Source organism: Ruegeria sp. CL6 (genome assembly GCF_056536465.1).
Map to the genome: position 1 here is coordinate 911,648 of NZ_JBQFPR010000002.1, position 22,199 is coordinate 933,846.

The 22,199-nt window shown below is 59.5% G+C and carries 20 protein-coding genes; 12 read left to right on the top strand and 8 right to left on the bottom strand.

Annotated features, from left to right (window positions below; all coding sequences use genetic code 11):
• Positions 1-117 precede the first annotated feature (117 nt).
• Positions 118-549, top strand: coding sequence for a DUF1489 family protein (locus tag ACR0LH_RS09410; protein WP_480720663.1), 432 nt, complete (start codon positions 118-120; stop codon positions 547-549).
• Here ACR0LH_RS09410 and hisG read toward each other — a convergent pair.
• Genes hisG through hisS form a run of 3 tightly spaced genes read right to left on the bottom strand, consistent with a single transcriptional unit; the run spans position 546 to position 3,871 of the window.
• Positions 546-1,235: an ATP phosphoribosyltransferase gene (gene hisG, locus ACR0LH_RS09415; protein ID WP_170561774.1), complete on the bottom strand. Its 690-nt coding sequence runs from the start codon at positions 1,233-1,235 to the stop codon at positions 546-548. The genes ACR0LH_RS09410 and hisG overlap by 4 nt on opposite strands.
• Positions 1,232-2,320: an ATP phosphoribosyltransferase regulatory subunit gene (locus ACR0LH_RS09420; RefSeq protein WP_480720664.1), complete on the bottom strand. Its 1,089-nt coding sequence runs from the start codon at positions 2,318-2,320 to the stop codon at positions 1,232-1,234. The genes hisG and ACR0LH_RS09420 overlap by 4 nt, the downstream gene beginning before the upstream one ends.
• Before the next feature lie 3 nt (positions 2,321-2,323).
• Positions 2,324-3,871 (bottom strand): histidine--tRNA ligase, encoded by a 1,548-nt coding sequence (gene hisS, locus ACR0LH_RS09425; RefSeq protein ID WP_480720666.1) that lies wholly within the window; start codon positions 3,869-3,871, stop codon positions 2,324-2,326.
• A gap of 125 nt (positions 3,872-3,996) precedes the next feature.
• On the opposite strand from hisS, the gene ACR0LH_RS09430 reads away from it, so the two are divergent.
• Entirely contained in the window at positions 3,997-4,191 is a 195-nt protein-coding gene (locus ACR0LH_RS09430; protein WP_170384915.1) for a SlyX family protein, read from the top strand.
• A 4-nt stretch (positions 4,192-4,195) separates the two neighbouring features.
• Here ACR0LH_RS09430 and ACR0LH_RS09435 read toward each other — a convergent pair whose 3' ends face one another.
• From ACR0LH_RS09435 to dnaE, 3 genes are all read right to left on the bottom strand, one after another.
• Positions 4,196-4,564 (bottom strand): hypothetical protein, encoded by a 369-nt coding sequence (locus tag ACR0LH_RS09435; protein WP_170384918.1) that lies wholly within the window; start codon positions 4,562-4,564, stop codon positions 4,196-4,198.
• A gap of 48 nt (positions 4,565-4,612) precedes the next feature.
• On the bottom strand, positions 4,613-4,831 hold the full coding sequence (locus ACR0LH_RS09440) for a hypothetical protein (protein WP_170695322.1): 219 nt from the start codon (positions 4,829-4,831) through the stop codon (positions 4,613-4,615).
• 90 nt (positions 4,832-4,921) lie between these two features.
• Positions 4,922-8,422, bottom strand: coding sequence for a DNA polymerase III subunit alpha (gene dnaE, locus ACR0LH_RS09445; protein ID WP_480720667.1), 3,501 nt, complete (start codon positions 8,420-8,422; stop codon positions 4,922-4,924).
• A gap of 344 nt (positions 8,423-8,766) precedes the next feature.
• On the opposite strand from dnaE, the gene xdhA reads away from it, so the two are divergent.
• From xdhA to ACR0LH_RS09480, 7 genes are read left to right on the top strand one after another with little or no spacing between them, the layout of a single operon-like run.
• On the top strand, positions 8,767-10,164 hold the full coding sequence (gene xdhA, locus ACR0LH_RS09450) for a xanthine dehydrogenase small subunit (protein WP_480720668.1): 1,398 nt from the start codon (positions 8,767-8,769) through the stop codon (positions 10,162-10,164).
• Entirely contained in the window at positions 10,161-12,563 is a 2,403-nt protein-coding gene (xdhB, locus tag ACR0LH_RS09455; protein WP_480720669.1) for a xanthine dehydrogenase molybdopterin binding subunit, read from the top strand. The genes xdhA and xdhB overlap by 4 nt, the downstream gene beginning before the upstream one ends.
• Positions 12,563-13,498, top strand: a complete 936-nt coding sequence (gene xdhC, locus ACR0LH_RS09460) for a xanthine dehydrogenase accessory protein XdhC (RefSeq protein ID WP_480720670.1) — start codon at positions 12,563-12,565, stop codon at positions 13,496-13,498. The genes xdhB and xdhC overlap by 1 nt, the downstream gene beginning before the upstream one ends.
• Complete coding sequence (locus ACR0LH_RS09465) at positions 13,495-15,012, top strand: ABC transporter ATP-binding protein (RefSeq protein WP_170384936.1); 1,518 nt, start codon at positions 13,495-13,497, stop codon at positions 15,010-15,012. The genes xdhC and ACR0LH_RS09465 overlap by 4 nt, the downstream gene beginning before the upstream one ends.
• A 38-nt stretch (positions 15,013-15,050) precedes the next feature.
• Positions 15,051-16,133, top strand: coding sequence for an ABC transporter permease (locus ACR0LH_RS09470; protein ID WP_170411579.1), 1,083 nt, complete (start codon positions 15,051-15,053; stop codon positions 16,131-16,133).
• The gene (locus tag ACR0LH_RS09475) at positions 16,133-17,053 is read left to right on the top strand and encodes an ABC transporter permease (protein ID WP_170384942.1); all 921 of its coding nucleotides are present in this window, start codon (positions 16,133-16,135) and stop codon (positions 17,051-17,053) included. Before ACR0LH_RS09470 ends, ACR0LH_RS09475 begins: the two co-directional genes overlap by 1 nt.
• Positions 17,054-17,084: 31 nt before the next feature.
• Positions 17,085-18,158 carry a BMP family ABC transporter substrate-binding protein gene (locus tag ACR0LH_RS09480; protein WP_170484258.1) on the top strand — a complete coding sequence of 358 codons (1,074 nt, stop codon included), beginning with the start codon at positions 17,085-17,087 and terminating at the stop codon, positions 18,156-18,158.
• Between the two features lie 135 nt (positions 18,159-18,293).
• On the opposite strand, the gene ACR0LH_RS09485 is transcribed toward ACR0LH_RS09480, so the two are convergent.
• Both ACR0LH_RS09485 and ACR0LH_RS09490 read right to left on the bottom strand, forming a co-directional pair.
• On the bottom strand, positions 18,294-19,526 hold the full coding sequence (locus ACR0LH_RS09485; RefSeq protein ID WP_170384948.1) for an HlyD family secretion protein: 1,233 nt from the start codon (positions 19,524-19,526) through the stop codon (positions 18,294-18,296).
• A 3-nt stretch (positions 19,527-19,529) separates the two neighbouring features.
• Positions 19,530-19,931, bottom strand: a complete 402-nt coding sequence (locus ACR0LH_RS09490; protein ID WP_480720671.1) for a hypothetical protein — start codon at positions 19,929-19,931, stop codon at positions 19,530-19,532.
• Positions 19,932-20,051: 120 nt separating this feature from the next.
• On the opposite strand from ACR0LH_RS09490, the gene ACR0LH_RS09495 reads away from it, so the two are divergent.
• The 3 genes from ACR0LH_RS09495 (at position 20,052) to ACR0LH_RS09505 (ending at position 22,178) form a co-directional block, all read left to right on the top strand.
• The gene (locus ACR0LH_RS09495; RefSeq protein WP_480720673.1) at positions 20,052-21,125 is read left to right on the top strand and encodes an NAD(P)/FAD-dependent oxidoreductase; all 1,074 of its coding nucleotides are present in this window, start codon (positions 20,052-20,054) and stop codon (positions 21,123-21,125) included.
• Entirely contained in the window at positions 21,122-21,775 is a 654-nt protein-coding gene (locus ACR0LH_RS09500) for a DUF938 domain-containing protein (protein WP_480720674.1), read from the top strand. Before ACR0LH_RS09495 ends, ACR0LH_RS09500 begins: the two co-directional genes overlap by 4 nt.
• A gap of 67 nt (positions 21,776-21,842) precedes the next feature.
• The gene (locus ACR0LH_RS09505) at positions 21,843-22,178 is read left to right on the top strand and encodes a carboxymuconolactone decarboxylase family protein (RefSeq protein WP_170569440.1); all 336 of its coding nucleotides are present in this window, start codon (positions 21,843-21,845) and stop codon (positions 22,176-22,178) included.
• The last annotated feature ends 21 nt before the right edge of the window (positions 22,179-22,199 follow it).

The window sequence follows — 22,199 nt, forward strand, 5'->3', positions numbered from 1 at the left end:
GTCTTGAAAGAGGTATCCAGACTACCCTATTTCACCGGCTCACCACAACACCTTGATGAATGCTCGATCAGAGCTACAATATAGAGATCAAGCTTGGGACGACTCTGTGGGAAAGCTGTGGATAACTACGTAAACCTCATCAAACTTTCGGTCGGATCGGACAGCGTCGATACGCTGATCGCGTGGCAGGACAGCCGCAAACCGCTGTATGAGGACGGCTGCCCGCGCCATGTGACCCGCATGTGGCCCAAGCGCGAGGCCGAGATTCTGAACGGCGGATCAATCTATTGGGTGATCAAGGGCGTGATCCAATGCCGTCAGCGCATCCTGCGATTGGATGAGGTACGGGACGAGGACGGCATCCGCCGTTGCGCCATCGTGCTGGACCCCGAAGTGCACCGTACCCAGAACGCCCTGAAGCGCCCCTTTCAAGGGTGGCGCTATCTCAAACCCGAGGATACCCCAGCCGACCTGCCCAAGGGTCGCGCGCAGGACGATGCCCTGCCCGACGATCTGAACCGCGCGCTGGCGGATATCGGGGTGCTTTAACTCAGACGGTCCAAAAGTTCGGACAGAACGGTTTTGTCCTCGGCCTCATACTTGGCCACTCGACTACGCCACAGCGTCGCCTGTGATTGCAGGATCAACCCGTCGGTCAGGATCTTCAGGTGGTTCGCCCGCAGCGTTTCCCCGGTCGAGGTGATGTCGGCAATCGCCTCAGCGGTTTCGTTCATCACGGTGCCTTCGGTCGCGCCCTGACTATCGACCAGAGTGTAATCGGCCACGCCTGCATCCGTCAGGAATTCCCGCACAAGCCGATGATATTTGGTCGCAATCCGCAGCCGGTGACCGTGCGTTTTGCGGAAGGCTGCCGCCGCCGCGTCCAGATCGTCCAGCGTGTCCACGTCCACCCAACAGGCGGGGGTCGCGATGATCAGGTCCGCCTTGCCAAAACCAAGCTGCGAGACTTCCTCGACCTGCTGTTCCCAGCGCGGCAGTTTCTCATGCACCAGATCAATGCCTGTCACGCCCAGATGAATGCGCCCGGCGGCCAGTTCACGGGGGATTTCTCCTGCTGACAACAGGATCAGCGAAACACCGTCGATCCCATCCACTTTCCCGGCATATTCCCGATCCGATCCGCTGCGTGACAAGGTGATGCCGCGCTTTTCAAACCACGAGAAGGTCTTTTCCATCAACCGGCCCTTCGAGGGCACGCCCAGTTTCAGGCTCATTGTGCGGCCTCCTCGATCTCCAACATCAGGCCGGGACGAATGACCCCCCCCACGGCGGGAATTTCAGCACCGTTCCCCAACTGCCGGGTCAGCGCGTCATAGCGCCCCCCAGTCGCGATCGGAGGCAGGTCAGGGCGGCCCTCGGCGTAGAAACCGAATACAAAGCCGTCATAATATTCCATCGACGTCCGACCATATGAGGCTTCAAAGTCCAGCCGTTCCACCTCTACGCCTCGCGCTTGCAACGCGGCGATCCGCGATTCAAGCCTGTCCAATGCAGGGGTGATTTGCGGCAGATCCACCGCCACATCCCGCAACCATTCAAGCGCGAAGGGCATAGTTTCTCGGACGTTCAGCAGAGTCTCCAGACCCGCCAGTTCATTGTCCGAAATCGGCGGCGTATCGCGATCTTCGCGCAGCGCGGCGATCCGCGCCTCGATCTCGGACGCACGGCGCTTGCCGATCATAGGCGCGTCAGTGGCAAGTGGGTCTTTGGCATCCAAAAGCGTATCGCGTCCTTCCGGGCCAGGTTTACGCCCAGCAAAGCGATCCAAAAGAACGCGGAACCGGCGTGGCCGCCACAAGTGCCGCATCAGCGCGGCTTTGCGCCGGTCGGTGGTTTTCAGACCAGCCACAGCCGCAGTCAGAATCCCGATATCCCCAGTCGCAGCGCGCAGCGGCAAGCCACGCAGTTGCAGCGCAAACAACGAGAACACTTCGGCATCCGCGCCTGCGGGGTCGTTGCGGTCGAATACCTCATAGCCGACCTGAATATATTCATTCGCGCGGTCCGGGTCATGCTCCTGACGGCGGAAAACCTCGCCAGAATAGGTATAGCGCGCGGGCTCGGCCCCCTCGCGCATATGCATCTGCACCACGGGCAGCGTGAAATCCGGGCGCAGCATCTGCTCACCCCGCAGCGCGTCCGAGGTCACATAGGCGCGCGCGCGGATATCCTCGCCATAAAGGTCCAACAACGTGTCCGCCGGTTGCAAGAGCGGAGGGTCAACGACCTGCGCGCCTGCGGCCTCGAACCTGACGCGCATCGTCTCGGCGCGGGCCTTTATCTGGGAACGCTTGGCCATGGTTCAGTCCTGACTGTCCAGAATTTCGCGCACCTTGGCGACCAGATCACCGCGCGGCACTTCAAACTGACTGGGGCGTTCTTTCCATTCCTCAAGCGTGGCGCTTTCGGCGATCTTGGCGCCAAGGATCAGGTCCTTGATCTGCACGATCCCGTTTTCCTTTTCATCCCCGCCTTCGATCACCGCGATGGGCGAGTTCCGCTTGTCCGCATATTTCAACTGGTTGCCAAAGTTCTTGGGGTTACCCAGATACACCTCGGCCCGTATACCAGCGTTGCGCAGCTCGGCCACCATCGCCTGATAATCGGCCATACGGTCGCGGTCCATCACGGTCACAACCACAGGGCCAGTGGCCTGCGCTGCGATCCGACCCTTTTCGCGCAGGGCGGCCAGCAGTCGGTCAACACCGATGGACACACCGGTCGCAGGAACCGCCTGCCCGGTGAAGCGTTTGACCAGATCGTCATAACGACCGCCCCCGGCAACCGAGCCGAACTGCCGCTTGCGACCTTTTTCGTCGAAAATCTCGAAAGTCAGCTCGGCCTCATAAACCGGCCCAGTATAGTACCCAAGACCGCGAACAACAGAAGGATCAATGACAATGCGGTCAGGACCATACCCTTGAGCGACAAGCAAATCAGAGATTTGTTCAAGTTCAGCAACACCCTGAATCCCGATTTCGCTGTCTCCAACTGCGTTGCGAAGATTGGCCAGCGTTTCGGCAGCCGTTTCGCCTTTGGAGGTCAGAAAGGCGATAACCGGCTCGGCTTGTCTTTCAGTTAAACCCACGCCGTCAATAAACGCACCAGATGAATCAAGGCGACCGTTGGTTAACAATTCCCGCACGCCTTGCTCGCCGACCTTGTCGAACTTGTCGACTGTGCGAAGGATATTTGCTTGCCACTCACCAAAATCTTCGTAGTGCGCCGGTGGCTCGTGTTGTCCAATTGGTGACGCGTTGTGGTCAGATGTCACCTCGGCATCCACAGCCTCAAGCACACCATTCAGAACCTTGCGGTTATTCACCCGCACCAAATAGTCGCCGCGAGGGATACCCACGGTCTCCAACGTGTCCGACAGCATCGCGCAAATCTCGGCATCCGCGGCCATCGAGGCCGTGCCCACCGTATCCGCGTCACATTGATAAAACTGACGATACCGTCCCGGTCCCGGCTTTTCGTTCCGCCAGACCGGACCCATCGCATAACGGCGATAGGGCGTCGGCAGGTCGTTGCGGTGCTGCGCATAAACACGGGCCAAAGGCGCGGTCAGGTCATAGCGCAAGGCCATCCAGTCGCCGTTTCCGCCCTCGTCAAATTCCTGCCACGCAAACACGCCTTCGTTCGGGCGATCCACGTCGGGCAGGAACTTGCCCAGCGCCTCGACCGTCTCAACCGCGCTGCTTTCCAGCGCGTCAAACCCATAGCGATGATAGACGTCCGCAATCGTCTGCAGCATCTGCGTGCGCTGCGAGACTTCCTGGCCGAAATAGTCGCGGAACCCTTTCGGCGTTACGGCCTTGGGGCGGGGCTGTTTCTTGGGCTTGGCCATGTGGGGCGTCCTTGGGCGTTTAGTGTTCCGCGCGCGGTCTATCCCATGCCCCGCATCGGGGCAAGGCGCGCTTTCGCTGGCCTTGACGCCACTGGGTCGCTATGACCGCACCCAAGGAGACACAAATGCAACATCTGGAAGAACAGATTGCCCATCTGACCCGCACGGTCGAAGAGCTGAACACCGTCGTCACAAGTCAGCAAAGCGAGATCGACCGCCTGACCCGCCGGGTCGAGATGCTTTTGCAGCGCGAGGCTGAACGGGCGCAGGAAGGCTCGGGCGGTGTTGTCTTTGGCGACGAACGCCCGCCGCATTACTGACGGCTTATAATCCCAAGGTCTTTTTCACCGCAGCATCGACCACTCCGCCCAGCAGGGCGTCCTCGTCACCGTCGCACCCTTCGGTCAACGCGGCCAGAAAGGTTTCGCGCAGCTTGGCCTTGTCTTCGTCGGACGCCGCGTATGCCTCGATGTCGATCTGTCGATTATAGAGCGACAAGGCTGTCATCTTGCCGACGACATCCAAGACGTATTCGTCATTCCCATCTGCCTCTTCAATGACCGAGGCGCAGGTGTGATACATCAACGGCAAAGCGTCCTGCTTCATCTGATCCGCTTCATCGTCGGCCATAGCTGTCACAGGCACAGCCAAAAACGCTGCGGCTGAAACCAGCTTGAATACGTGAAAACGCATATCAAATCCTTTCAAAATTAGCTTTTGCACTCAGCGCAACGGACTCGATCAGTTCTTGTTGGCACCGATAATGGCACCGACAACCGCACCGGCTGCCGCGCCTTTGCCGTCACCGACCAAAGCTCCGACCCCTGCGCCGATCAAAGCGCCCTTGATCGCGTCTTCTTCCTTTTTCTTGTCTGCCAATGCCTGTGTCGCCGGCACCAGAACCAGCGAGGCCGCAACAACGATCGCCCATGTCTTGAAATGCAGTCTGGAATTTCCCATTTGGCGTCCTCCCGCGACTTAACCCAAATGAATTTCAACAGAATTCCAGCCTAACCTGACAAACGTCTTCTGGCAATGAACCGTGGGGGATCAGATTTCCTCGACCGACATGACGCCGTCCAGAGATTTGATCGCCCCTTTGATCTGCGGGTTGATCGGGAAGTCCTGCCCAAGCTCCATTTCGACGTCTCCGGGCAGGCCGGGATCAAGAAGGCACATGTGGATCGGTCCTTTGGACGCGCTCTTGGCGGCACCTGCTGCATCTTGCAGAACCTTGGCCACCGTCGGCAGAACCTGCGGCTGGTCCACGAAAATGCGCAACCCTGTCGCGCCTGCTTCGGCCACAACGGAATCCACCGGCCCAACCGAGCGGCCGAGCAGCTTGAGCTGATCGGATTCCATCGTCGCCTCGGCCGTCAGTACAACCTGCGCACCGGTCTCCAGAAACTCGCGCGATTTCTCGAGCGTTTCAGAGAACAGCGTCACCTCATACGCGCCCGTCGGGTCCGAGAGCTGAGCAAAAGCGAACCGGTTGCCCTTGGCGGATTTCCTTTCCTGTCGCCCAGCGACCACGCCTGCCATCTTTGCAATAAACGGGCCAGAGCGCGCCTTTTCCGTCACCTCATCCAGCGTCATCACCCGCTTGCGCTTTAGCGCGGGCATGTAGTCATCCAGCGGATGGCCAGACAGGTAAAACCCGATGGCCTTGAATTCTTCGCTCAGCCGTTCGGCTGGCAACCAATTCGGCGTCGTGGATAGGCGCGGCTCAGGCAGATCATCCCCGGCCTCGCCGAACAGAGACACCTGGTTTGAATTCTTCTGTTCATGGATCGCGGCCGAGTACTGCACCAATTGCTCGAGGCTTTCAAATACACGGCGGCGGTTCTTGTCGAGCTGATCGAACGCACCTGCGCGGGCCATCATCTCAAGCGGGCGTTTACCGACCTTTTTCAGGTCAACCCGGCGGGCAAAGTCGAACAGGTTCACGAAAGGCTTGTCAGCCCGCCCCTCAACCACAAGGTTCATTGCCTCAACGCCCACGTTTTTCAACGCGCCCAGCGCATAGACCAACTCTCCGTTCACCACGTCGAACGTCGCCAAGGATCGGTTCACGCAGGGCGGCACATAGGGCAGCTCTAGCCCCTTGCGGACCTCTTCAAAGTAAACCGCCAGCTTATCGGTCAGGTGGATATCGCAGTTCATGACACCGGCCATGAACTCGACCGGGTGGTTCGCTTTCAGCCAGCCAGTCTGATAGCTGACCACCGCATAAGCCGCGGCGTGGGATTTGTTGAAGCCATAGTTGGCGAATTTTTCCAGCAGGTCGAAAACCTCAGAGGCTTTCTTGGCATCCACACCGTTTTCACCCGCGCCTTTTTCAAACTTGGGGCGCTCGGCGTCCATCGCCTCTTTGATCTTTTTACCCATCGCACGACGCAGCAGGTCGGCACCACCGAGGCTATACCCAGCCATGACCTGCGCGATCTGCATCACCTGTTCCTGATAAACGATGATGCCCTGCGTTTCCTCAAGGATGTGGTCAATCAAGGGATGGACGGATTCGATTTTCCGCTGCCCATTCTTGACCTCGCAATAGGTCGGGATGTTTTCCATCGGGCCGGGACGATACAGCGCCACAAGCGCCACGATATCCTCGATACAGGTGGGCTTCATCCGCTTGAGCGCGTCCATCATGCCCGAGGATTCCACCTGGAACACCGCGACCGTCTTGGCCGCGGAATAGAGCTTATACGTCGCCTCATCATCCAGCGGGATGGCGTTGATCTGGTTCTCAGCCCCCTCAGCCGGCTCATAGAGTTCCGTGCCATCGGCCGCGATGTGCAGGGGTCGCCCGGACTTGAAGATGATGTCCATCGCGTTCTGGATCACGGTCAGCGTCTTCAGACCCAGAAAGTCGAACTTCACCAATCCGGCCTGCTCAACCCATTTCATGTTGAACTGGGTTGCGGGCATGTCCGATCGCGGATCCTGATAAAGAGGCACCAGCGCGTCCAGAGGACGATCCCCGATCACCACTCCCGCCGCGTGGGTGGACGCATTGCGCAGCAGTCCTTCGACCTGCTGGCCATAGGTCAACAGCCGGTCCACGACCTCTTCATTCCGCGCTTCTTCACGCAGGCGCGGCTCGTCTTTTAGCGCCTTCTCAATGGAAACGGGTTTGACACCCTCGACCGGGATCATCTTGGACAGGCGATCCACCTGACCGTAAGGCATCTGCAACACGCGCCCAATATCCCGCACCGCAGCTTTGGACAGCAAAGCACCAAAGGTGATGATCTGCCCCACCTTATCGCGCCCGTATTTCTGCTGCACATAGCGGATCACTTCTTCGCGGCGATCCATGCAGAAGTCGATATCGAAGTCGGGCATCGAGACCCGCTCGGGGTTCAAAAACCGCTCGAACAGCAAGCTGTATCGCAGCGGATCAAGGTCGGTGATCGTCAGCGCATAGGCCACCAGCGACCCCGCGCCCGAACCCCGCCCCGGCCCCACCGGGATGTCATGATCTTTGGCCCATTGGATAAAGTCCGCAACGATCAGGAAATACCCGGGAAAGCCCATGCCTTCGATAATGCCCAGCTCGAAATCCAGCCGTTCCTGATATTCCTCAAGCGTCACCGCATGCGGGATCACGGCCAGACGTTTCTGCAGACCTTCGTTTGCGATCCGGCGCAGCTCGGCCACTTCGTCATCTGCAAATTTCGGCAGGATGGGATCGCGGCGATAGGCCATGAACGCGCAGCGTTTGGCAATCTCAACCGTGTTCTCAATCGCTTCCGGCAGGTCGGCGAACAAAGTCGCCATTTCCTGCTGCGACTTGAAGTAATGCTGCGCTGTCAAACGACGGCGGCCGTCCTGCTGGTCAACATAGGCACCCTCAGAGATACAGATCAGCGCGTCATGCGCCTCATACATATCCGATGTGGGGAAATAGACATCGTTGGTCGCCACCAGGGGTAAGTTCTTGGCATAGGCCATCTCGACATGGCCGCGCTCGGTCAGGCGTTCAGCCTCGGGCTGCCCACCTTCCCCCGGATGGCGCTGCAATTCGATGTACAGACGATCCGGGAACATACGGGCCAGTCGATCCACCAAAGCCTCGGCCGCCGGGCGTTGCCCTTGTTGCAGCAGCATACCAACTGGCCCGTCCGGTCCACCAGACAAGCAGATCAGGCCATCCGACCGCTCCGCCAATTCGTCTAAAGTGACCTGCGGCAACTGCCCGCCCTTGTCCACGTAAAGACAAGAACTGAGCTTCATCAGGTTTTCATAACCGACCTCGGACTGCGCAAGCAGCACCAGCGGCGCGGGCGCCTTAGGCTTTTCTCCGGGCTGCGCCTGAACGTAAGTCAGATCAACCTGGCATCCCATGATCGGCTGCACACCCGCACCGCTGGCGGTCACAGAAAACTCCAAAGCCGAGAACATACTGTTGGTGTCGGTGACAGCAACAGCCGGCATCTCCAACTTCTCACACAGACCCGGCAGCTTTTTCAGCCGCACGGCGCCTTCCAACAGGGAATATTCGGTGTGAACGCGGAGGTGAATGAATCGAGGGGTACTGCTCATGACCGCTACGCTATCCCAGCCTGCAGCCCGGCAAAAGCGGGAACCGCACCCTTTCGATGCCTAAAAAATCAGCGCTCATTATTCGGTTTTTCCAGAAGGTGCTTCGGGAACCGAAACGCCGGATCTTGAGAAAATAGTTTAATAACAAATGACTAATTGCTATGCAAAACAAACAAATTCGCGTTGGGTGCGCGTAATGGTGCATAATATAGGCAGTTTTTCTTGCCAGATAAGGCGCGCTGTTTCTAACATCTGACGGCAAGCTATCCGCCCGCCACTCTTTCTACGTCGCATCGAAGGAGGGCACCCAAGGGCGCAACCGGGTAAGGCGACGGGTTTCTCGAATGGATATCACGTTTCTTCTGAACGGAGAGACAGTGGAGCTGTCGGATGTTGATCCGACGGCCACCCTGCTGGACTGGCTGCGCGACGATCGCGGTCTGACTGGCACCAAAGAAGGCTGCAACGAAGGCGACTGCGGAGCCTGCACCGTCATGGTAACAGACGAGGGCAGCGCCAAGGCGCTGAACTCCTGCATTTTGTTTCTCCCGCAATTGCATGGCAAAGCGGTGCGCACCGTCGAAGGTGCCAGCAGCCCGAACGGTGAGGCCCATCCGGTGCAACAGGCCATGGTTGACCTGCACGGCTCGCAATGCGGCTTCTGCACACCCGGCTTCGTGATGTCGATGGTCGCAAGCCACGCAAATGGCGCAACCGACCACGATACGCAGCTCGCAGGCAACCTTTGCCGCTGCACCGGCTATGCCCCGATTATTCGCGCCGCCAAAGCAGCCGAACCGCACCCCGTCCCGAAATGGATCACCGACGACCAGTCCTTCTCTTGTTCAGAAATACTTCGGGGGGAGGCCGCAGGCCGGGGGGCAGAGCCCCCTTACCTCCCCAGTTCCGCCGACGAACTGGCTGCCCTTTACACGCAACACCCGGATGCGACACTGGTTGCCGGGGCCACGGATGTGGGCCTTTGGGTCACCAAACAACTGCGTGATCTGGACCCAGTGATATTCCTCAGCCGCTGCGAAGACTTGAAAGAGATCACAATCACCGAAGAAGAAATCCGTTTTGGTGCCATGGTCGACATGAACCGTATGGGTGCGGCTCTGACCGACCTCCACCCCTCCTACGCCGAGATGATCCGACGCTATGCCAGCGTTCAGGTCCGCCACGCGGCCACGGTGGGGGGCAACATCGCCAACGGATCGCCCATCGGGGACAACCCACCCGCCTTGATTGCCCTTGGTGCAACCTTGCATCTGCGCAAGGGTGAAGAACGCCGGTCGATGCCGCTGGAAGATTTCTTCATCGACTACGGCAAGCAAGACCGCGCGCCCGGAGAATTCGTTGAGGCCGTCAGCTTCCCGCGTCAGGTGGACCGCCTGAAGGCGTACAAACTCAGCAAACGGTTCGATCAGGATATCTCGGCTGTCTGCGGGTGTTTCAACATCACCGTCACTGATGGCACCGTGACTCAGGCCCGGATCGCGTTTGGCGGCATGGCAGGCACTCCGAAACGGGCAACTCATGTCGAGGCCGCACTGACCGGCAAGCCGTGGACCGCTGCGACCATTCAGGCCGCTCTGCCCGCTTTTGCCGAAGACTATGCGCCACTCACGGACATGCGCGCATCAGCCACCTATCGTCTGGAAACTGCCAAAGCGATGCTCGAGCGCTATTTCCTAGAAGATCAGGGTGAAATCACCAACGTGCTGGAGGTGTCGGCATGAGCGTGACCAAATCCCTCCCCCATGATGCAGCACCGCTGCACGTCTCAGGCTCGGCGCGGTACGTGGATGACATCCCCACGCCCAAGGGCAGCCTGCATCTAGCCTTTGGCCTCAGCCCGATTGCCAAAGGCAAAATTTCGGGCATGGACCTATCGGCTGTGAAAGCCGCTGACGGGGTTGTCATGGTCATGACGGCCGATGACCTGCCCTTTGCCAACGATGTTTCGCCTTCGATCCATGATGAGCCGCTGCTGTCGGACGGCACTGTTCACTATATCGGCCAACCGGTGTTTCTGGTCGTCGCCACCAGCCATCTGGCCGCGCGAAAAGCGGCGCGTTTGGGCAAGATCGACTATGCTGAGGAAACCCCGATCCTGACGATCGAGGACGCTCTGGCCGCGGACAGCCGGTTCGAGGACGGCCCGCGCATCTATGCCAAGGGCGATGCGGATGCGGCCATTGCGGACGCAGCTCATGTGATCGAAGGGTCATTTGAACTCGGCGGGCAGGAGCATTTCTATCTGGAAGGTCAGGCCGCACTTGCCGTGCCGAACGAGGGCGCGGACATGCTGGTGCACAGCTCGACCCAGCACCCGACAGAAATTCAGCACAAAGTAGCGGACGCTCTGGGCGTTCCCATGCATGCCGTTCGTGTGGAAACCCGCCGAATGGGTGGCGGTTTTGGCGGCAAGGAAAGTCAGGGCAATGCTCTGGCGGTGGCCTGCGCCATAGCTGCGCGGGCAACGGGCAAGGCCTGCAAGATGCGTTATGACCGCGACGACGACATGATCATCACCGGCAAACGCCATGCCTTCCGTATTTCCTACAAAGCCGGGTTCGATGAGAACGGTCATATTCAGGGCGTATCGTTCCTGCACCACGCCATCTGCGGCTGGGCACAGGACCTATCCCTGCCCGTGGCGGACCGCGCGATGCTGCATTCGGATAATGCCTATCTGCTGCCCAACGCACGGATTGAAAGCCACCGGCTGAAAACCAACACCCAGTCCGCCACCGCCTATCGCGGATTCGGCGGCCCTCAGGGGATGGTCGGGATCGAGCGGGTGATGGACCACGCGGCGCATGAGTTGGCAATGGACCCGGTCGAACTGCGCCGCCGGAACTACTATGAACCCGCGCATAAGGTGGCCGAAGCTGAACCAGCCGACAAACCACTCGGCCACCCGGACCCGCGCGAGGATTTGACCAGCCGTGGCGCGGTTGAAACCGGCAACGCGCCCGTGCGCCCGCTGCCCGCTGGCGGCAACACCACGCCCTACGGCATGGAGGTCAGCGATTTTGAGCTACACGGCATGACCGAGGCATTGCTGAAATCCAGCGACTATGCCGCGCGTAAGGCCGCGATCCACAAATGGAACGCCGAGAACAGTGTAATCAAGAAGGGCATCGCCTTTTCTCCGGTCAAGTTCGGGATTTCCTTCACGCTGACCCACCTGAATCAGGCGGGCGCGCTGGTGCATGTGTATCAGGACGGCTCGGTCCACTTGAACCATGGCGGCACCGAGATGGGACAGGGCCTGTTCCAGAAGGTCGCGCAAGTGGCTGCGTCTCGGTTCGGAATTCCGCTGGACATGGTCAAGATCACCGCGACCGATACCGCCAAGGTGCCGAACACATCGGCCACCGCGGCATCCTCGGGCAGCGACCTGAACGGCATGGCCGTCAAAGCCGCCTGTGACACGATCCGTGATCGGATGGCTGACTATCTGGCCGAAAGGCATCAGGCCGATCCGTCGGCAGTGACCTTCACGGATGGCCACGTTTCGGTGGGTGAAGAACGCTATACCTTTGCCGAGGCCGCAGCGCTGGCCTATCAGGGCCGGATCAGCCTGTCCGCCACGGGGTTCTACAAGACCCCCAAGATCGAATGGGACAGGATCGCGGGACGAGGCCGTCCGTTCTTCTATTTCGCCTACGGAGCCTCGATAACCGAGGTCGCGGTGGACACGCTGACCGGTGAAAACCGCATCCTGCGCACTGATATCCTGCATGACGCAGGCGCGTCCCTGAACCCGGCGTTGGATATTGGGCAGGTCGAAGGTGGCTATGTGCAGGGCGCGGGCTGGTTGACGACCGAGGAGCTGGTCTGGGACGGCAAGGGCAATCTGCGCACCCACGCGCCCTCGACCTACAAGATCCCGGCCTGTTCCGACCGGCCCGATATTTTCAACGTCGCACTTTGGGATGGCGAGAACCGCGAGGACACAATCTATCGCTCGAAAGCGGTGGGTGAGCCGCCCTTCATGCTGGGTATCTCGGCGTGGCTGGCGCTGTCGAACGCGGTCGCTGCGTGCGGGGACAGCTATCCCGCGCTGGATGCCCCCGCCACGGCGGAACAGGTCTGGCATGGCATTCAACGGATGAAGGGAGACATCTGATGGGATTTGACTTGGAGGCTTTGAGGGAGGCGGTCAAAACCCACGGGAAAGTCACCCGGGTCGTCATCGCTGCGATCAAGGGGTCATCCCCGCGAGAAGTCGGCGCCGCCATGCTGGTCTGGCAGGGCGGGCAATCCGGCACGATCGGCGGCGGCACGCTGGAATATCAGGCGGCAGAAACAGCGCGGTCGCAGACTGTGCCGTGTCGTCTGACGCAACACGCGCTTGGTCCCGATCTGGGGCAATGCTGCGGAGGCGCTGTGTCTTTGCTGACCGAGGTCTATGACCTTGATGCACTGAACGCGCTGGACGACTCGATCATCGCACGTTCAGCGTCCAGCACCGAAATGCCGTTGTCGGTCAAACGGCTGATGGCACAGGCGCGCGGACAAGGAACAGTCCCACAGCCCCAGCTTCTAGATGGATGGATGGTAGAGCCTGTTCACAAACCGACCCGCAAGCTGTGGATTTGGGGCGCTGGCCATGTTGGGCGCGCATTGGTCGACGTTCTTTCACCACTGCCCGAGCTGGCAATCACATGGGTCGATACCGGCCTGGAACGGTTTCCCGACCACGTACCGGCCTCCGTCACGGCTGTACCCGTTGCAAAACCCGCCGAACTTGTCCGTCATGCCCCGCGTGATGCCGAGCATCTGGTTCTGACCTATTCCCACAATCTGGATTTGGAACTTTGCAACCGTTTGTTGACGCACGGTTTTGGCTTTGCCGGGCTGATCGGCTCGGCTACGAAATGGGCGCGATTCCGGTCGCGGTTGGCGGCCCTCGGGCACGCGCCCGAGCGGATCGGCCGGATCACCTGCCCCATCGGTGACCCCGGTCTGGGCAAACACCCGCAGATGATCGCCGTTGGCGTTGCAGCCCAATTGCTGCGCCCCGCCCGGCAGAACGAGTTGAAGAAGGACCTGAGCGCGTGACCACTCCACTCCTAAGCTTACAAGGGCTGACCAAAGCCTATCCCGGCGTCGTGGCCAATGATCAGGTGTCCTTTGACATCGGCGAAGGCGAAGTTCACGCCCTGCTGGGCGAGAATGGCGCGGGCAAGTCCACGCTGGTAAAAATGATCTATGGGCTGGTGAAGCCAGACAGTGGCACGATGCTGCTGCGCGGCCAGCCTTTTGCCCCGCCCGAACCCCGCGCGGCGAGGGCTGACGGGATCGCGATGGTGTTCCAGCATTTTTCGTTGTTTGACGCGCTGAACGTGGCCGAAAACATCGCGCTGGGGATGGAGAACCCGCCGCCAATGGGCGATCTGGCCTCGCGTATCCGCGAAGTGTCCGAGACCTATGGCCTGCCTCTGGACCCGTATCGCACCGTCGGCGATCTGTCGGCAGGTGAACGTCAGCGGGTCGAGATCATCCGCTGTCTGTTGCAGGACCCCAAGCTGCTGATCATGGACGAGCCGACCTCGGTTCTGACCCCGCAAGAGGTCGAAATCCTGTTTGAAACGCTGAACAAACTGCGGTCCGAGGGCACCTCGATCCTGTATATTTCGCACAAGCTGGAAGAGATCCGCACGCTCTGCGACCACGCCACAATCCTGCGGCTGGGCAAGAACGTGGGCGAATGTGTTCCGGCGGAAACCTCGGCCCGTGACATGGCTGAAATGATGGTGGGCTCAACCCTGCAGACACCTGAACGCGGTGGCCGAGAATTTGGCGACGTCGCGCTGGATGTAAGTGGATTGTCGGTGCCGTCGCCGTCGGAATTCGGCACCGCGCTGCGCAATGTGCACATGACCGTCCGCAAGGGTGAGGTTCTGGGCATTGGTGGCGTCGCTGGTAACGGTCAGGACGAACTGCTGGGCGTTTTGTCGGGTGAAATTCTCACAACAGCCGATGCAATCAAGTTCAACGGTCAGAAGATCGGCAAGCTCGGCCCCACCGCTCGGCGCAAGCTGGGCGTATTGACCGCGCCCGAGGAACGTCTGGGCCATGCGGCCGCACCGGATATGAGCCTGACGGAAAACGCCCTGCTGACGGGTTCTGTCCGCGAAGGGCTGGAAAACAACGGGTTCCTGAAATGGACCGATACCAAGAACTTTGCGGAGAAGATCATTAAGGCGTTCGACGTACGCACGCCGGGGCCAGAGAACGCCGCGCGCTCACTGTCGGGCGGGAACCTGCAGAAATTCGTGATCGGTCGCGAGGTTCTGCAAAACCCGGATGTGCTGGTCGTGAACCAACCCACTTGGGGTGTGGACGCGGCGGCTGCGGCCTCGATCCGGCAGGCCATTCTGGACTTGGCGGCCAAGGGCACAGCTGTCATCTGCATCAGCCAGGATCTGGATGAGCTGATGGAAATCTCAGACAGTTTCGCGGCCTTGAACGAAGGACGACTAAGCGCACCCCGCCCGACCACCGGGCTGACGGTTGACGAAATCGGCCTGATGATGGGCGGCGCACACGGCATGGAGGTAGCCCATGTCTAAAGCATTACAGAAAAAGATGAACACGGGGGTGTGAGTAGATGATTGTGTTGGAGAAACGGCCTCAGCCGTCCAAGGCGTGGTCTTATGCCACCCCTCTGGTCGCGGTGCTGGCAACCATGCTTTTCGGCGGCATTCTGTTCGCCATTCTGGGCAAGAACCCGGTCGAAGCTATTGGCACCATTTTCTGGGAACCCCTGTTTGGAGAGTTCGCCTTTTATTACCGCCCGCAACTACTGGTGAAAGGTGCGCCTCTGGTGCTGATCGCCATCGGCCTGTCGCTGGGCTTTCGCGCCGGTATCTGGAATATCGGGGCCGAGGGTCAGTACATCATGGGTGCCATCTTTGGCGCAGGTGCAGGTCTGGCCTTCTATCCGCTGGACGCGTTCTACATCTTTCCGATCATGGTGATTGCCGGTGCGTTCGGTGGCTGGCTCTGGGCGATGATCCCTGCCTTTCTGAAGGTCCGCTTTGGCACCAACGAAATCCTCGTGTCACTGATGCTGGTCTATGTGGCCGAACAGATGCTGGCCTCGGTCTCGCTGGGCCTGTTGAAAAACCCCGAAGGGTTCGGCTTTCCCGGCTCACGCAACCTGCAAGCCTATGACAGCGCGCATAACGCGGAACTGATCGCCGGGTCCGGGATGCACTGGGGCGTGGTGACAGCGCTGATCGCCGTGATCTTTGCCTATGTCCTGCTCAATCGTCACATGCTGGGTTTCCACATCCGCCTGACTGGAGAGGCACCGCGCGCCGCCAAGTTCGCAGGTGTCAACCCGGCCCGCCTGATCCTGTTCTGCCTCGGCATGTCAGGAGCACTGGCAGGACTGGCCGGAATGTTCGAGGTTTCGGGGCCTTCGGGTGTGGTCAGCATCGACTTCAACGTCGGCTATGGCTTTACCGCGATCATCGTGGCCTTTCTCGGTCGTCTGCACCCGGTGGGCATCCTGCTGGCCGGTGGCCTGATGGCGCTGACCTATATCGGCGGCGAAATCGCGCAGTCTCAGCTTGGCCTGCCTGCCGCCGCCATTCAGGTGTTCCAGGGGATGCTTCTGTTCTTCCTGCTGGCTTTCGATCTTCTGACAAACTACCGCATCCGTGCGGCCCGTAGCGAGGTAGCGTAATGGACCTTGGTGAAATCAACCCCGTCCTCTTGGTCGCCTCTCTGATGGTGGCCGCAACCCCTCTGCTTTTGGCCGCGATCGGAGAGCTGGTCGTCGAAAAAGCAGGTGTTTTGAACCTCGGCGTCGAGGGCATGATGATCGTCGGCGCAATCAGCGGCTTCGCGATCTCGGTCGAGACCGGATCACCCTGGCTGGGCTTTATCGCTGCGGCCATCGGTGGTGCAGTGCTATCCCTGCTGTTCGTGCTGCTGACGCAGGTTGCGCTTGCCAACCAAGTCGCCAGTGGCCTTGCACTAACCTTGTTTGGTTTGGGTTTCAGTGCCCTTCTGGGTCAAAGCTATGTGGGGATCAAGCCACCCAGCATGGGGGATATTCACATCCCGCTGATCAGCGATATCCCGGTTATCGGCCCGATCCTGTTTCAGCATGACCCCATCCTTTATGTCGGGATCGCCCTGACCGCAGCAGTTTGGGCCACGCTGAAATACACCCGCGTCGGTCTGATCCTGCGCGCTGTCGGTGAAAACCACGACGCGGCCCATGCGCTTGGCTACAAGGTTATCAAGATCCGCATCATGGCGATCCTGTTCGGCGGAGCCTGCGCAGGTCTGGGCGGCGCTTACATCAGCCTTATCCGTGTCCCGCAATGGACCGAGGGCATGACCGCCGGTGTCGGCTGGATCGCCCTTGCACTGGTGGTCTTCGCCAGTTGGAAACCGTGGCGTGCATTGCTGGGTGCCTATTTGTTTGGCGGCATCACCGTGTTGCAGCTTAATTTGCAGGCAGCAGGCGTTGCCATTCCTGTCGAGTATCTGGCAATGTCGCCCTACATCATCACGATCCTTGTGCTTGTGATCCTTTCGGCCGACAAGAGCAGCGCACCTGCCTCACTGGGCCGGACCTTCCATGCCTCGCACTAGAGGCCAACTGAACCAACTTGGGAGTAACTTCATGAAATTCACTTCACTTCTGACAAGCGCAGCGATGGCGCTGGGTCTGGCGACGGGCGCCATGGCCGAAGACAAAACCAAAGTCGGCTTTGTCTATGTCGGCCCCGTAGGTGACGGCGGCTGGACCTATGAACACAACAAGGGCCGTCTGGCCGTTGAAGAAGAATTCGGCGACAAGGTTGAAACCGTTTTCGTTGAATCCGTCCCCGAAGGCCCGGACGCAGAACGCGTGATGACCCAGATGGCGCTGGAAGGCGCGGATCTGATCTTTACCACCTCGTTCGGCTACATGGACCCGACGATCAACGTCGCCAAGAAATTCCCGGACGTGAAATTCGAGCACGCGACCGGTTACAAAACCGCGCCGAACGTCTCGGTCTATTCGGCCCGCTTCTACGAAGGCCGCGCCGTTCAGGGCCACATCGCTGGCAAGATGACCAAGTCGAACATCATCGGCTATATCGGCTCGTACCCGATCCCCGAAGTGATCCGTGGCATCAACTCGGCCTATCTCCACGCCAAAAAGGTGAACCCGGATGTCGAGTTCAAGATCGTCTGGGCCTACACCTGGTTCGACCCGGCGAAAGAGGCTGACGCGGCCACCGTTCTGATCGAACAGGGCGCGGACGTGATCCTGCAGCACACCGACTCGACCGCGCCGCAGGCGGCTGCGCAAGAAGCGGGCGATGTTGTCACCTTCGGTCAGGCCTCGGACATGAGCGAATACGCCCCCTTCCCGCGCGTCTCGTCGATCATTGATGACTGGGCCCCCTACTACATCGCACGGACACAGGCCGTGATGGACGGCACGTGGGAAAGCGCGAACACCTGGGATGGTATCCGCGAAGGCATGGTCGCAATCGGCGAGATTTCCGACGCAGTGCCCGCTGATGTCAAAGAAGAGGCGCTGGCTTTGAAAGCAGCCATGGCCGCTGGTGAGTACCACCCCTTCACCGGCCCGATCAAAAAGCAGGACGGCAGCGACTGGCTGGCCGAGGGCGAAGTGGCCGATGACGGCACGCTGGCCGGCATGAACTTCTACATCGAAGGGCTGGAAGGCGAAATTCCGCAGTAAGCTGCGCAATGCAGAAAACAACAAAGGCCCGCCTAATTGGCGGGCCTTTTTCTTGGACGCCTATACAGGCAAGCGCTGTGCTGGACTTCCCTGTATGGGCAGCGAGGCCGAGCCGTCATCTAGGTGCCAAACCCATCAATGCCCGGTCAGAACCAGCGTATTCACCGGCATCAGGATCAGACGCAGGCGCAAGCCCGCTGCGTGAACCACGCCGATTGTGTCGACCACGTGAAGAAACGCCGCGTGCCAGAATCCAAGGTCCTCATGCTCCAGCCGTTCGTGGTTGTCGGTATAGACGTTTGCCAAACAGTTGCTGCCCGGCGGAATGTCGTCCGCAGCACCCTTGTACAGAGGCTCCATGTAGACCAGAACGGATCCGGGATTGGTATTTGTCTGAACGTCACGCAGCTCGTCCGTAGGGCGAATCTGGCCCGAGGGGATGACGTCCTGCACTTCGACCACGATCATGGGGATCACGGTAAAGGGCTTGGTCATGCAGCCCAACTCTCCGATCATGCCGGGCTTGATGACCTGCGCTGACATTTGGTTGAACGCCGCCTGAAAACGGTCGTGGCCCGAGTGCGAGGGAACAAGGATACCCGCTGGCCGCAGCAGTGGACTGACATAGTCACCGACCTGCAGGCCGAACTGCTCTATTCGGCCCGTCACCCCAGCGCTGATTACGGTCTTGTCCAACTCGGTCAGGGCCGCGTCCAGTTCGGCATTGGCCGCAACCAGTTGAGCGGGGATCAACTCCTCGATCTGCTGAACAACGGCCGCGCGCCGGGCTTGGGCTGCAACCAGTTGCGCCTCGCGCTCTGCGACCAGATTTTCCAGCCGGTCGATCTCGGCCAGACGCACGGCGCTTGAGCCTTCATCCCGAAGGGTCGTGTTGCGTTCCAGATCCTCAAGCGACTGATCCAGCGCAGCCTTGGCACCGGCTATCCCGGCGGTGGCCTCGGCCAGATCGGTTTCCGCCACTTTCAAAGACGCCTGAACCTGCGCAATCTGGGCATGGGCCGCCTGAACCTGAGCGGTCTGGGTGAAATCCTCGATCCGGAAGATTGGCTGGCCTGCAACCACCTGCTGGTTATTGGTTACATACACTTCGGACACCCGACCGCCGAGTTGAGGCAGAATGGTGACTGTCCGGAAATAGGACGCCGCCGTCTTACTGGCCGGGTGGAAATAAAACAGGGTGGTGATCACGGTCAGCGCCAGAATAGCGCAGGTCGTCAGCCCCCAGCGCAGTTCGTACCACATGGTAAACAACGTAATCTCATGCCCGATCCGTTTGCCCTGCACAAAGCGTCGATACAAATAGTCGGGCAGCACTGTGACCAGCGCGCACATCAGTGTTTCAAGCATGGCTTACTGCTCCTGCGGCGCCGGTTGAGGGTCAGGTTCTTCGGCTGCGGCCTGTTGGTTTTGCGCACCCAGTGACCGGATCGCATCAGCTATGGCGCGCAAAGGCGCTGCGACGTCTGGAAACTGAAACCCGGCCACCAAAACCGCAGCCACCCAAAACAACCCGTTATGAGTAAACAGCGCCAGCAAAGCCAAAATGCCAACAAGCTGAAACTGCGGGTGATTGGATTCATGGGCTATCTTTTCAGGGATGGAATGCAGCGTGAAGTAGCCGACACCGATCAAGACAATGACCAAAACCGTGAAAATGAACATGAACGTCAAAAGAAAATCACTGCCGTCCGCTTGGGCCACATAGGACGGAATATGTCCCGTGGCCATGGGGTGTAAGTCTGCGGTACTCACCCTGCCCTCCTGTTATTGCTTGATCCTTGTTTGGATGGGTTGATGCGTAAATTCAACCCTGCTTAAAGTTCGCAGACGCTTTCACCGACGAAATGCAAAATCGCAGCAAATAGGGACTAAATGATTGATTTCCTAATCATCGGCGGCGGGGTTGCGGGCCTCAGCGCAGGGGCACGTCTATCCCGACATGGAAAAGTGACTGTGCTCGAGGCTGAAGACGTTCTCGGGTATCACGCTTCGGGCCGCTCGGCCGCGTTGTTTGAAGAAAGTTATGGTCCAGCCTCGGTCGTCGCGCTGAACAAGGCAAGCGCCGCGTTCCTGACGACAGAAAATGGTGGATACCTCACACCGCGGGGCCTGATGCTGATCGGTGGCAGAGACCAGCGAGACATTTTCGCGCGTGATGTGGCTGATCTGAACATGCAGGAGTTGCCAGTCGCAGAGGCTCGTGACCGCGTACCGATCCTGAACCCGGATACCGTGGGTTTTGCCGCGATCAGCGATGCCGCATTTGATATCGATACCGACAGGCTTTTGCAGGATTTTGCCCGAACAATCCGAAGCAATGGCGGAAATGTCCTGACCAAAAACAAGGTCACTGCCATACGCAAGGACAAGCACTGGATTATCAGTGCAGAACAGACCTACGAAGCCCGCAATATCGTGAACGCAGCCGGACCGTGGGTGGACGAGATTGCAGTCATGGCAGGCATTGCACCAATCGGAATCTCACCCCGCCGCCGGTCGATGGCGCGGTTGCCGGCTCCGGGCGGACACGACCTGCGCGAATGGCCGATGCTTCTGGGTGCAGGAGAGGCATGGTACGCAAAACCAGATGCAGGGAAACTGATCGTCTCACCTTCCGAGGCTGACCCGGTTCCTCCGCACGATGCCTTTGCTGACGACATGGTTCTGGCCGAAGGTCTGGCCAGATACGAAGAGATGGTCACGGAACCCGTCACTCGGGTCGAGGCGAACTGGGCCGGTTTGCGCAGTTTTGCCCCTGATGGCACACTGATGCTTGGCCCTGACCCCGTTGATGCGACATTTATCTGGTCCGCTGGTCAGGGCGGGTATGGTTTCCAGACCGCCCCCGCCGCATCGAAACTGGTGGCCGATCTTGCGACCGGCCACACGCCCGAGATAGATGACGCCAGCGTTGCGGCGCTGAAACCGGAAAGGCTGCGCCGATGATCAAGCGAACCCTGCCCTCTAGCGCAAGCGTCGCGGCCGAAGGTGAAGGAGGGCGGCTGGTCGCCCCCGCCGCGTCTCGTAATTCGGACGTACTGTGCGATCTGTTGGCGCACTGGGCCCCGACCAGCGGGAGGGCGTTGGAAATCGCCAGCGGCACCGGACAGCACGTCAGCGCCTTTGCGCAACGCCTTCCTCAGCTTCACTGGCAACCAACCGAAGTCGACCCGGACCGGCGTGCCAGCATTGACGCCTATTCCCAAGACCAGCCCAATATCTCGGCCGCCGTTGCACTGGACGCAACTTCCGATGCTTGGCACCAGCGTTTTTCCGGGCAGGACCTGATCGTGTTGATCAACCTCACTCACCTGATCAGCTGGCAAGAAACCCAAACGCTGATCTCTGAGACCGCGCTTGCCCTGGCTTCGGGTGGGCGCTTTGTCCTTTACGGCCCGTTCATGCGATCAGGGAAGCTCACCAGTGACGGGGATCAACGGTTCCATGACGCTCTGGTGCAGCAAGACAGTGAAATCGGCTACAAAAACGACGACGACATCGCGACGGAAATGCGTGCGCACGGCCTGGATGTCATCGGGATGATCGACATGCCAGCGAACAATCTCGCCTTCATCGCCGAAAAACCTCGAACCTGATCAAGATCAAAGTTCGCAAGAGTTTTCTCGATCACATTCCACATATCGAATGTGAATGAGGATCGACATGACTTGGCAGAAAAAGCTGACTGATACCCGCAACGGGCTACGCAATCTCAACGGTGCAATCCCCGAAACCGCACGCGCCTTTGGCGCCTTGGGTAAATCAGTCAAAGAAGGCGGAGTGCTGGATTACAAAACCAAGGAGTTCATCGCACTTGGCATATCAATCGCCATCCGGTGCGAGCCTTGCATCACATTGCACACCGAAGCATTGGCCAAATCAGGCACATCCCGAGACGAGTTTTCGGATGTTCTCGCAATGGCCATCCAAATGGGCGGAGGACCGTCGATGATGTATGCGGCCAAAGCTTTGGAGTGTTTCGACGAACTGACCGCCTGAACACCTTTACGCGCAAAAGCC

Bases quoted from the DNA above. Each gene is read 5' to 3' on its own strand.
- hisG (WP_170561774.1), bottom strand. From the start codon at position 1,235: ATGAGCCTGAAACTGGGCGTGCCCTCGAAGGGCCGGTTGATGGAAAAG.
- ACR0LH_RS09420 (WP_480720664.1), bottom strand. From the start codon at position 2,320: ATGGCCAAGCGTTCCCAGATAAAGGCCCGCGCCGAGACGATGCGCGTC.
- hisS (WP_480720666.1), bottom strand. From the start codon at position 3,871: ATGGCCAAGCCCAAGAAACAGCCCCGCCCCAAGGCCGTAACGCCGAAA.
- ACR0LH_RS09430 (WP_170384915.1), top strand. From the start codon at position 3,997: ATGCAACATCTGGAAGAACAGATTGCCCATCTGACCCGCACGGTCGAA.
- ACR0LH_RS09435 (WP_170384918.1), bottom strand. From the start codon at position 4,564: ATGCGTTTTCACGTATTCAAGCTGGTTTCAGCCGCAGCGTTTTTGGCT.
- ACR0LH_RS09440 (WP_170695322.1), bottom strand. From the start codon at position 4,831: ATGGGAAATTCCAGACTGCATTTCAAGACATGGGCGATCGTTGTTGCG.
- dnaE (WP_480720667.1), bottom strand. From the start codon at position 8,422: ATGAGCAGTACCCCTCGATTCATTCACCTCCGCGTTCACACCGAATAT.
- xdhA (WP_480720668.1), top strand. From the start codon at position 8,767: ATGGATATCACGTTTCTTCTGAACGGAGAGACAGTGGAGCTGTCGGAT.
- xdhB (WP_480720669.1), top strand. From the start codon at position 10,161: ATGAGCGTGACCAAATCCCTCCCCCATGATGCAGCACCGCTGCACGTC.
- xdhC (WP_480720670.1), top strand. From the start codon at position 12,563: ATGGGATTTGACTTGGAGGCTTTGAGGGAGGCGGTCAAAACCCACGGG.
- ACR0LH_RS09470 (WP_170411579.1), top strand. From the start codon at position 15,051: ATGATTGTGTTGGAGAAACGGCCTCAGCCGTCCAAGGCGTGGTCTTAT.
- ACR0LH_RS09475 (WP_170384942.1), top strand. From the start codon at position 16,133: ATGGACCTTGGTGAAATCAACCCCGTCCTCTTGGTCGCCTCTCTGATG.
- ACR0LH_RS09480 (WP_170484258.1), top strand. From the start codon at position 17,085: ATGAAATTCACTTCACTTCTGACAAGCGCAGCGATGGCGCTGGGTCTG.
- ACR0LH_RS09485 (WP_170384948.1), bottom strand. From the start codon at position 19,526: ATGCTTGAAACACTGATGTGCGCGCTGGTCACAGTGCTGCCCGACTAT.
- ACR0LH_RS09495 (WP_480720673.1), top strand. From the start codon at position 20,052: ATGATTGATTTCCTAATCATCGGCGGCGGGGTTGCGGGCCTCAGCGCA.
- ACR0LH_RS09500 (WP_480720674.1), top strand. From the start codon at position 21,122: ATGATCAAGCGAACCCTGCCCTCTAGCGCAAGCGTCGCGGCCGAAGGT.
- ACR0LH_RS09505 (WP_170569440.1), top strand. From the start codon at position 21,843: ATGACTTGGCAGAAAAAGCTGACTGATACCCGCAACGGGCTACGCAAT.